We start from the raw sequence: 5,650 nt of genomic DNA, 5'->3' as shown, positions 1-5,650 counted from the left end.
GACAAAGGATATGCCTTACGGCGTATATACCGTTCATCAGACCTCCGGTTGGGAGGGGCGTGAGTTAATGGACGACTTCGATGTGTTCATTTCTCAGAACGGACAGACCTACCGCTATCTTATTAACAACGCAAACTTTGAAAGCTATATCAAGGTTGTTAAGGTGGACGCAGAAAGCGGTAAAAACATTCCTTATGCCGGTGCTGGGTTCAAAATCTTTGACCCGGACGGCAATCAGGTAACAATGACTTTCACTTATCCTACTCCGACAACGATAGATATTTTCTACACTGATGCAAACGGACAGCTTGTTACACCGGAGAAACTGGAATACGGCAAGGGATATTCTCTTGTTGAGGTTCAGGCTCCTTACGGATATGTGCTTGACAGCACACCGGTGTACTTTGATGTGGCAGAGGAACATTCTTCCGATGAGGGTGGTATTACCGTGATTAAGGTCGATAAGCCTAATATGGCACAGAAAGGTACTGTCAGCATTGAAAAGACCGGCGAGGTATTCTCAGGGGTAAATATCTCCGGAGAGGAAAATGCCGATGTGATTTATCAGCCTGTCTATGAAGTGAAAGGTCTTGCAGGTGCGGTTTATGAGATTACCGCAGCAGAAGATATTATCACTCCTGACGGAACACTCCGTTATGCAAAGGGCGAGGTCGTAGATACTGTTACCACAGATGAAAACGGACTTGCAAAGAGTAAGGAGCTTTACCTCGGCAGATATACGGTAGTTGAAATTACCGCACCGGAGGGTATGGTTATCAACAAGGAAGCACACGAGGTCGAGCTTACCTACGCAGGTCAGGAAGTCGCCGTGACCGAAACGGCAACCAGCTTCGTAAACGAGAGACAAAGGTTACGGTAAGTCTTGAAAAAGCTATCGAGAAGAACGACATCTTCAATATCGGCAACGGCGATGAAGTGAAGAACATCAGCTTCGGACTTTTCGCTGCTGAGGAACTTGTTTCAACAAGCGGTACTTCTATCCCGGCAGACGGTCTGATTGAGATTATCTCTCTTTCCGAAAACGGTAAGGCAACGCTGAAAACCGACCTTCCTTTTGGAAGCTACTATGTAAAGGAACTTGCAACTGATGAGCATTATATCCTTTCCGACAGCAAGTATCCGTTTACTTTCAGCTATGCGGGACAGGATACCGAAACTGTTGAGATTGCAGTCAATGACGGCAAGCCGATTGAAAACAAGCTCATTTACGGTTCTGTTTCCGGTAAGAAGATTACCGAAAACGGCGAAGCACTGGGAGGTGCTGTAATCGGTCTGTTTAAGGCTGATGAAACCGAATTTACAAAAGAAAATGCTTTGATGACTGCTACCTCCCAAAAAGACGGTAGCTTTTCTTTTGAGAAAGTACCGTATGGCAACTGGCTTGTAAGAGAAATCGAGCAGCCGGAGGGCTTCGTGCTTGATGAAACTTCTTATGAAGTTAAAATCTCCGAGGTCGCTCAGGTCATTGAGGTCGAAATCGTCAATGAGTATGTTCACGGCAATATCAAGTTGACTAAGGTCGATGAAGATTACCCGGACAACAAGCTGACAGGAGCGACCTTTGAGGTTTACAAAGATGTAAACGGCGATGGCAAACTGGACGACGGCGACGAGCTTATCGGTACACTCAACGAAACTTCTACGGGTATTTACGAGATGAAGGAGCTTCTTTACGGAAAATACCTTGTAAGAGAAACCAAAGCACCGGAGGGCTTTGAGCTTGATAAGGGTGTGTACTCTGTTTTCATTGAAAAGATGAAACCACCTACGAGGTAGAAACAAAGCCGGCGTCGGCTTTATTAACACGGCTATGAAAGGAAACCTGAAAATCGTTAAGACTTCCTCAGACGGTAAGGTTGAAGGCTTCACTTTCAGAGTTACGGGAGTAAACGGATACGACCGAAGCTTCACGACCGATAAGAACGGCGAAATCGTTATTGAGGGACTTCGTATCGGCGATTACACCGTTTCCGAGGTTCAGGATACTGTTTCTGCTTCCTATGTGCTTCCTGCGGATAAGATTGCAACAGTAAAGGTCGGCTCTACTACCGTTGTGGAAATGCACAATGAGCTGAGAGACACACCAAAGACCGGAGATAACAGCAATGTGGGCTTGTGGACGGCACTTGCGGGACTTTCTGCCCTCGGTATTGTCGGCACAGCCGTTGTTGCGTACAGAAAAAAGAAGAAGGAGGACAATGAGTAATGGACGCTAAAACAATCGTAGCAGTTGTATTAGTCGCCTTTATTATCGGCGGCTTTATCTTCTTGCAGATTAAGAACAGAAAGAAATAAGGAACGCTTGTGTGGGCGGAGTGAAAACTTCGCCCACCGTTCTTTTACGGAGGTGCATTATGAATAAGCAAAAGACGGTTGACAGCAAGGTGCTTGCAATACTCAGAGAATGCCCTGAAACAAGGTATGACGATATGCAGCTTATCCTTTGCTATTACAACCGATACAGCTATATGAGAGTCGGCGATTTGCCGCTTGAAGATATAGTCAACAACTATAAAGGGTACGGCTTACCGTGCTTTGAAACTATCCGCAGAGCAAGACAGAGGGTGCAATCCCTGTTCCCGAACTGTCAAGGCAGTGTAGCGGTTGCAACTGCGGAAACATCAGAATTGTGATTGAAGTAAGCTGAGGTGTGGATATGAACGAGGAAAAAAGAAAATCGGTGAATACACCGTTCTCTGCTCGGTCAATGTGGGCGAAAAGGAAATTATCTTGGCTTCCAATGAGCAAAGTACAAACGGCGATAAATTTATGTGCGGTTTTGTGGAGCGTAATGACCTGTTTGAACTATGCTCCGAATGTATGTGCCATAAGCGATGACTATTATCCGCAAATCGCCTTACACCCTTTTCGCCCACATTGACCGAGCAGAGAACGGTGTATTCACCGATTTTTCTTTTTTCCTCGTTCATATCCACACCTCAGCTTACTTCAATCACATTCTGATGTTTCCGCAGTTGCAACCGCTACACTGCCTTGACAGTTCGGGGAACAGGGATTGCACCCTCTGTCTTGCTCTGCGGATAGTTTCAAAGCACGGTAAGCCGTACCCTTTATAGTTGTTGACTATATCTTCAAGCGGCAAATCGCCGACTCTCATATAGCTGTATCGGTTGTAATAGCAAAGGATAAGCTGCATATCGTCATACCTTGTTTCAGGGCATTCTCTGAGTATTGCAAGCACCTTGCTGTCAACCGTCTTTTGCTTATTCATAATGCACCTCCGTAAAAGAACGGTGGCGAAGTTTTCACTCCGCCCACACAAGCGTTCCTTATTTCTTTCTGTTCTTAATCTGCAAGAAGATAAAGCCGCCGATAATAAAGGCGACTAATACAACTGCTACGATTGTTTTAGCGTCCATTACTCATTGTCCTCCTTCTTCTTTTTTCTGTACGCAACAACGGCTGTGCCGACAATACCGAGGGCAGAAAGTCCCGCAAGTGCCGTCCACAAGCCCACATTGCTGTTATCTCCGGTCTTTGGTGTGTCTCTCAGCTCATTGTGCATTTCCACAACGGTAGTAGAGCCGACCTTTACTGTTGCAATCTTATCCGCAGGAAGCACATAGGAAGCAGAAACAGTATCCTGAACCTCGGAAACGGTGTAATCGCCGATACGAAGTCCCTCAATAACGATTTCGCCGTTCTTATCGGTCGTGAAGCTTCGGTCGTATCCGTTTACTCCCGTAACTCTGAAAGTGAAGCCTTCAACCTTACCGTCTGAGGAAGTCTTAACGATTTTCAGGTTTCCTTTCATAGCCGTGTTAATAAAGCCGACGCCGGCTTTGTTTTCTACCTCGTAGGTGGTTTCATCTTTTTCAATGAAAACAGAGTACACACCCTTATCAAGCTCAAAGCCCTCCGGTGCTTTGGTTTCTCTTACAAGGTATTTTCCGTAAAGAAGCTCCTTCATCTCGTAAATACCCGTAGAAGTTTCGTTGAGTGTACCGATAAGCTCGTCGCCGTCGTCCAGTTTGCCATCGCCGTTTACATCTTTGTAAACCTCAAAGGTCGCTCCTGTCAGCTTGTTGTCCGGGTAATCTTCATCGACCTTAGTCAACTTGATATTGCCGTGAACATACTCATTGACGATTTCGACCTCAATGACCTGAGCGACCTCGGAGATTTTAACTTCATAAGAAGTTTCATCAAGCACGAAGCCCTCCGGCTGCTCGATTTCTCTTACAAGCCAGTTGCCATACGGTACTTTCTCAAAAGAAAAGCTACCGTCTTTTTGGGAGGTAGCAGTCATCAAAGCATTTTCTTTTGTAAATTCGGTTTCATCAGCCTTAAACAGACCGATTACAGCACCTCCCAGTGCTTCGCCGTTTTCGGTAATCTTCTTACCGGAAACAGAACCGTAAATGAGCTTGTTTTCAATCGGCTTGCCGTCATTGACTGCAATCTCAACAGTTTCGGTATCCTGTCCCGCATAGCTGAAAGTAAACGGATACTTGCTGTCGGAAAGGATATAATGCTCATCAGTTGCAAGTTCCTTTACATAGTAGCTTCCAAAAGGAAGGTCGGTTTTCAGCGTTGCCTTACCGTTTTCGGAAAGAGAGATAATCTCAATCAGACCGTCTGCCGGGATAGAAGTACCGCTTGTTGAAACAAGTTCCTCAGCAGCGAAAAGTCCGAAGCTGATGTTCTTCACTTCATCGCCGTTGCCGATATTGAAGATGTCGTTCTTCTCGATAGCTTTTTCAAGACTTACCGTAACCTTTTGTCTCTCGTTTACGAAGCTGGTTGCCGTTTCGGTCACGGCGACTTCCTGACCTGCGTAGGTAAGCTCGACCTCGTGTGCTTCCTTGTTGATAACCATACCCTCCGGTGCGGTAATTTCAACTACCGTATATCTGCGAGGTAAAGCTCCTTACTCTTTGCAAGTCCGTTTTCATCTGTGGTAACAGTATCTACGACCTCGCCCTTTGCATAACGGAGTGTTCCGTCAGGAGTGATAATATCTTCTGCTGCGGTAATCTCATAACCGCACCTGCAAGACCTTTCACTTCATAGACAGGCTGATAAATCACATCGGCATTTTCCTCTCCGGAGATATTTACCCCTGAGAATACCTCGCCGGTCTTTTCAATGCTGACAGTACCTTTCTGTGCCATATTAGGCTTATCGACCTTAATCACGGTAATACCACCCTCATCGGAAGAATGTTCCTCTGCCACATCAAAGTACACCGGTGTGCTGTCAAGCACATATCCGTAAGGAGCCTGAACCTCAACAAGAGAATATCCCTTGCCGTATTCCAGTTTCTCCGGTGTAACAAGCTGTCCGTTTGCATCAGTGTAGAAAATATCTATCGTTGTCGGAGTAGGATAAGTGAAAGTCATTGTTACCTGATTGCCGTCCGGGTCAAAGATTTTGAACCCAGCACCGGCATAAGGAATGTTTTTACCGCTTTCTGCGTCCACCTTAACAACCTTGATATAGCTTTCAAAGTTTGCGTTGTTAATAAGATAGCGGTAGGTCTGTCCGTTCTGAGAAATGAACACATCGAAGTCGTCCATTAACTCACGCCCCTCCCAACCGGAGGTCTGATGAACGGTATATACGCCGTAAGGCATATCCTTTGTCTGACCGAAGCCGTTTTCATCAC

The 5,650-nt window shown here is 45.8% G+C and carries 5 protein-coding genes and 1 pseudogene; 4 read left to right on the top strand and 2 right to left on the bottom strand.

From position 1 onward, the window contains the following. The 4 genes from FYJ34_RS15680 to FYJ34_RS00395 form a co-directional block, all read left to right on the top strand. A partial coding sequence (locus FYJ34_RS15680) for a SpaA isopeptide-forming pilin-related protein (RefSeq protein WP_330582448.1) occupies positions 1-880 on the top strand: 880 nt, incomplete at its 5' end. Between the two features lie 56 nt (positions 881-936). After that, complete coding sequence (locus FYJ34_RS15675; RefSeq protein ID WP_330582447.1) at positions 937-1,797, top strand: SpaA isopeptide-forming pilin-related protein; 861 nt, start codon at positions 937-939, stop codon at positions 1,795-1,797. Between the two features lie 34 nt (positions 1,798-1,831). After that, positions 1,832-2,227 (top strand): SpaA isopeptide-forming pilin-related protein, encoded by a 396-nt coding sequence (locus FYJ34_RS15670; RefSeq protein WP_330582446.1) that lies wholly within the window; start codon positions 1,832-1,834, stop codon positions 2,225-2,227. Between the two features lie 148 nt (positions 2,228-2,375). Further along, entirely contained in the window at positions 2,376-2,654 is a 279-nt protein-coding gene (locus FYJ34_RS00395) for an exodeoxyribonuclease VII small subunit (protein WP_154475283.1), read from the top strand. Between the two features lie 320 nt (positions 2,655-2,974). On the opposite strand, the gene FYJ34_RS00385 is transcribed toward FYJ34_RS00395, so the two are convergent. Both FYJ34_RS00385 and FYJ34_RS15050 read right to left on the bottom strand, forming a co-directional pair. Next, positions 2,975-3,253 (bottom strand): exodeoxyribonuclease VII small subunit, encoded by a 279-nt coding sequence (locus FYJ34_RS00385; RefSeq protein WP_154475281.1) that lies wholly within the window; start codon positions 3,251-3,253, stop codon positions 2,975-2,977. A 147-nt stretch (positions 3,254-3,400) separates the two neighbouring features. Further along, positions 3,401-5,650 (bottom strand): annotated as a pseudogene (locus tag FYJ34_RS15050) (SpaA isopeptide-forming pilin-related protein); the annotation flags it as partial.

The organism is Suipraeoptans intestinalis (genome assembly GCF_009696485.1).
GTDB lineage: Bacteria > Bacillota > Clostridia > Lachnospirales > Lachnospiraceae > Suipraeoptans > Suipraeoptans intestinalis.
Note: the sequence above shows the minus strand (reverse complement) of the source record. Positions and strands in the feature narration are given on the sequence as shown.